This window comes from Ruminococcus callidus ATCC 27760, from assembly GCF_000468015.1.
Lineage (GTDB): Bacteria > Bacillota > Clostridia > Oscillospirales > Ruminococcaceae > Ruminococcus_C > Ruminococcus_C callidus.
The window spans coordinates 12,275-16,666 of sequence record NZ_KI260452.1 but is presented as its reverse complement, the minus strand read 5'-3'; the positions used below and the strand labels follow the sequence as shown (position 1 = coordinate 16,666).

Annotated in this window: 4 protein-coding genes; 1 reads left to right on the top strand and 3 read right to left on the bottom strand. The window is 51.6% G+C overall.

The annotated features are described in order from the left end of the window. Positions 1–268: 268 nt before the first annotated feature. From pyrB to asnB, 3 genes are all read right to left on the bottom strand, one after another. Positions 269–1,354, bottom strand: a complete 1,086-nt coding sequence (gene pyrB, locus RUMCAL_RS11175; protein ID WP_021682987.1) for an aspartate carbamoyltransferase — start codon at positions 1,352–1,354, stop codon at positions 269–271. Positions 1,355–1,441: 87 nt separating this feature from the next. Continuing rightward, the gene (locus RUMCAL_RS11170; RefSeq protein ID WP_021682986.1) at positions 1,442–2,110 is read right to left on the bottom strand and encodes an HD domain-containing protein; all 669 of its coding nucleotides are present in this window, start codon (positions 2,108–2,110) and stop codon (positions 1,442–1,444) included. Positions 2,111–2,128: 18 nt separating this feature from the next. Further along, the gene (gene asnB / locus RUMCAL_RS11165; protein WP_021682985.1) at positions 2,129–4,003 is read right to left on the bottom strand and encodes an asparagine synthase (glutamine-hydrolyzing); all 1,875 of its coding nucleotides are present in this window, start codon (positions 4,001–4,003) and stop codon (positions 2,129–2,131) included. 127 nt (positions 4,004–4,130) lie between these two features. Here asnB and RUMCAL_RS11160 point away from each other — a divergent pair, with 127 nt between their 5' ends. Then, positions 4,131–4,322 (top strand): hypothetical protein, encoded by a 192-nt coding sequence (locus RUMCAL_RS11160; RefSeq protein ID WP_040648058.1) that lies wholly within the window; start codon positions 4,131–4,133, stop codon positions 4,320–4,322. The last annotated feature ends 70 nt before the right edge of the window (positions 4,323–4,392 follow it).

Sequence of the window (4,392 nt, the reverse complement as noted above, 5' to 3'; positions counted from 1 at the left end):
AAAGCCGTCAGGCGGGCTTTATGCAGTGTTTCCCCTAAGGAAACGCTGCATAAAGTTTGCATGGAATTGCTGACGGCGTTCCCTTTTCTTCCCCTTTAGTATAGCACAAACCGATTTTCTTGGCAAGGGGATTTACAAAAGATTAACCGGATTCGTGAAAAACTTGTATAGATTCATCTTTTTTCATCTATATTTTTGTGCAAAAAAACACGATTTCCGCGGTGGGAAATCGTGCTTTTTAGAAATGACAGGAAAAATACTGTTCCGATCAGTGTTCCATCAGCAGCCGTTCATTGCAGAACTCACACTCCAACAGAGAATTTCCGAGGGAAATAAAGCTCTTAGGCAGATAGGTTTCAGTGTGGGTAATACAGTTGGGATTCTTGCAGACTGCACCGGGGAACGTCTTGCCGCGGAGCAGTGTGGTGTGGGTGTCCAGATTCAGCATGGTGATGATCAGTGCCATGCGGACGTACATGCCATACTTTGCCTGCTTGAAGTACATCGCACGGGGGTCTTCGTCCAGAGCCACTTCGATTTCGTCCACGCGGGGCAGCGGGTGCAGCACGACCAGGTCTTTCTTGGCTGCCTGCATCTTCTTGGTGGTCAGGATATAGGTGTCCTTCTGTGCCAGATATTCCTCGCGGCTGGCAAAACGCTCCTGCTGGATCCGTGTCATGTACAGAACGTCCAGCTTCGGAAGAACTTCTTCCAGAGAAGAAACCTCCTCAAAGTCACAGTTGCTGGCGTTCAGAATATCCTTGACATAGGACGGCAGTCCCAGTTCCGGTGTGGAGATCAGAATGAAGTGGTTGCCCTCGAAGCATGACATTGCTTTCAACAGAGAATGCACGGTTCTGCCGTTGATCAGGTCGCCGCACAGACCAATGGTCAGGTGATCCAGTCTGCCCTTTTCACACTGGAGAGTCAGCAAGTCGGTCAGGGTCTGGGTGGGGTGCAGGTGCCCGCTGTCGCCGGCATTGATGACCGGACAGTCTGCGGACAGGGCAGCTGCCTTTGCCGCACCGGCTACCGGATGACGCATCACCAGAATATCTGCGTAGCCGCTGACGATCTTTGTGGTATCTTTCAGAGTTTCGCCCTTGGATACCGAGGAGTTTGCCGGATTGTCGAACCCGATCAGTCTGCCGCCCAGACGCAGCATTGCGGTCTGGAAAGACATCTGGGTGCGGGTGGACGGCTCATAGAACAAGGTCGCCATGATCTTGTTGCTGCATGCACCGGCGTAAATTTCGGGGTGATTTTTGATCTGTTCCCCCAGATCCACCACCTGTTTCCACCACGAAACAGGATAGTCGTTCAAATCAATCAGATGCGGATACGGTGAAATCATGATATTGTACCTCCGTTGTTTTCTCCGAAGTCGTGCATCGGCTTCGGGAATTTATGGCAATACCGCTGGGAGCCAGCGGAGTTGTCTTTACAAAATACTGCTGCCGTTGATGTACATCTTGAACTTTTTATCAAAGAACAGGGCAGCACGCTTGGAAAGCAGCATGCGTTCCATGAAAATTTCGAAATATTCCAGCACAGAGGAGATCTCCGTGTCAATGGTCAGATCCAGAACGAGTGACTTTTTGTCCTCGCTGAAATGCAGGTTGGAGTATTCCACCGCATAATTCACGCGGTCGTGAATATCGAAAGTCATAAAGTCGGTGTTCCGCACGCGGCTGCGGCGAACGTCCGTCTTGTCTGCAATAATCAGGGCAGCGGAAATGGCATCTACCGGCTGGGCAGTGCCCTCGTCGTGGTTGCCGATCGCCGAGATGATAGAACAGATCTCGTCTACCGGCATTTCCAGCCGGTCCAGCAGACGAAATGCCATGACTGCACCGCTTTGGGCGTGGTCGTTCCGGTTGATGACGTTTCCGATGTCGTGGAGAAAACCGGCGATTTTCGCCAGTTCCACCTGCCGCGGCGGATAGTTCAGAGTTTCCAGAATCATTGCCGCATTGTGTGCCGCCTTTTCCACATGGGCAAAGGAATGCTCGGTATAGCCGATCGCCGCAAGGGACATATCGGCACGGCGGATATATTCCCGAATATCGGGATTCTGCCGGATATAGGCATAGGTTACATGACTTGCCATTTTTGTTCTGCCGCTCCTTTACGCTCCGCATGCCTCCGGAAAATAGATCTGGTACCATACCAAGAACATATACAGTGTCCAGATTTTCCGGCTGTTGTCTGCCTTGCCTGCACGGTGATCGTCCAGCAGATGCACCAGCTTTTCGGTGTGGAAAAACCGGTTTGCCTCGTCGCTCTCAAAGCGTTCCCGCACAATGCTGTAGTATTTGTCTTCTTTCAGCCAAACCCGAATCGGTACCGGAAAGCCCAGCTTCTTCTTGGCTGCGGTCTTTGCAGTCTGGGGCGGAGTGTCCTTTTTGGCAGCCAGACGCATGGCGTACTTGGTGATATACGGCGTTTTTTCGTCGGTAACGGCTTCGCGGGTGACGCGGTACCGTGTGGGGATCTGCTCTGCCAGTTCCATGACCTTTTTATCCAAAAACGGCACACGCAGTTCCAGCGAATTCGCCATGCTCATCTTGTCGGCTTTCAGCAGAATATCCCCTGCCATCCACATGTGCAGATCCAGATACTGCATCTTTGTCACATCGTCCTGATCCTGCACCTTGTCATAGAACGGCTTGGTGATTGCCATGGGATCGGGAGCGTTGGTGCGGATCTTCAGCAGTGCCTTGCGTTCCTCCGGTGTGAACATATAGGCGTTGCCGATAAAGCGTTCTTCCAGATCCTTGCCTTTGCGGACGAGGAAGTTTCTGCCGCGGTGTGCCGGCATTTTCTCTGCGATGTGTCCGATGCCGCGACGCAGTCCGCGGGGCAGCTTATCATAGGCAGACCCGCCCGGTTCGCTGTAGACGTTGTAGCCGCCGAAGATCTCGTCGGCACCCTCGCCGGAGAGCACGACTTTCAGGGACTGGGAAGCCAGATTGCACACGAAGTACAGGGCGATCGCTGCCGGATCCGCCAGCGGTTCGTCCATGTGGTACTGGATCATGGGCAGCTTTTCCCAGTATTCTTCCGGTGTGATGACTTTGTTATAGTTCTTCTTGCCGATTGCCTCGGAGAAGCCCTTTGCCCAGCCGATCTCGTTATAGCGTTCTTCTGTACCGAAGCCGACCGTGAATGTCTTATCCACATTGGCAATGGCTGCCACATAGCTGGAATCCACGCCGCTGGACAGGAATGAGCCAACTTCTACATCGGCGATCTTGTGAGCCTCTACGCTGTCGTGGAACGTATCCGAAATGCGGTTCACCCATGTGTCCAGATCCGGCTTCTGGTCTGCCTTGAAGTGAACGTCCCAGTACCGCTTCATGGTAAATTTGCCGTCCTGATAGGTGAAATAGTGTGCCGGCGGCAGCTTATACACTCCTTGGAAAAAGGTTTCGTCACAGGGCGAGTACTGGAACGTCAGATAGTTTTCCAGTGCGGCGGTGTTCAGTACCTTTTTAAAATGCGGGTGGCACAGAAAGCTCTTGATCTCCGAGCCGAACAGGAATGTTTCTCCCATCTGGGCATAGTACATGGGCTTGATGCCGAAAAAGTCCCGTGCTCCAAAGAGTTTTTTCTCCCGCTTATCCCAGATGACAAAGGAGAACATGCCCCGCAGCTGTTGCAGCAGGTCTGCACCGTATTCCTGATAGCCATAGATCAGTACCTCAGAGTCTGTCTGTGTGGCAAAGTGATAGCCGGCTTCGATCAGACGGGCACGAATCTCCTGATAGTTATAGATCTCGCCGTTGAACAGCAGTGCCAGATTGCCGTCCTCGCTGTACAGCGGCTGTGTGCCTGCCTCGGAAACATCGATGATGCTCAGGCGGCGGTGTCCCAGTGCAATGTCTTCGTCAATATAAGTACCCTCTGCGTCCGGTCCGCGGTGCTTGATCTTATCCAGCATCTCTCCGAGAACCACGTTCGAGTTGTCAATATGATTGGTGAATCCTACAAAACCACACATAAGTTTTCTCCTTTGTTGGAATTATCGAAAGATTTCAGTGTTGCCCCTGCAAAAAACACTTGCAAAATGCCGCTTTATCGTTTATAATAGTAGCATACGTTTCAAACCTGTTGAAAGGAGTTCCGCAATGCGTAAAAGACAAAAGCAGCTGCACCGTGTTGATGATATTCACAAGCCGAAGCCGTTTCTGCGTTTCCGGCTGCGTGTTGTTGTCGCTTTTTTCATTATATGTATGCTTGCGTGTCTGGTGTACTATATGATCCTTGCCAACGCAGACCCAAGTCATATTATTACCGGAGCACTGCCGGCAATTCTGTAAATCGCTTTTTCTTAGGGCAATACCGCACAAAGATTATGCGACAGATGCGTCGTCAAATTTTTCGTCAGAT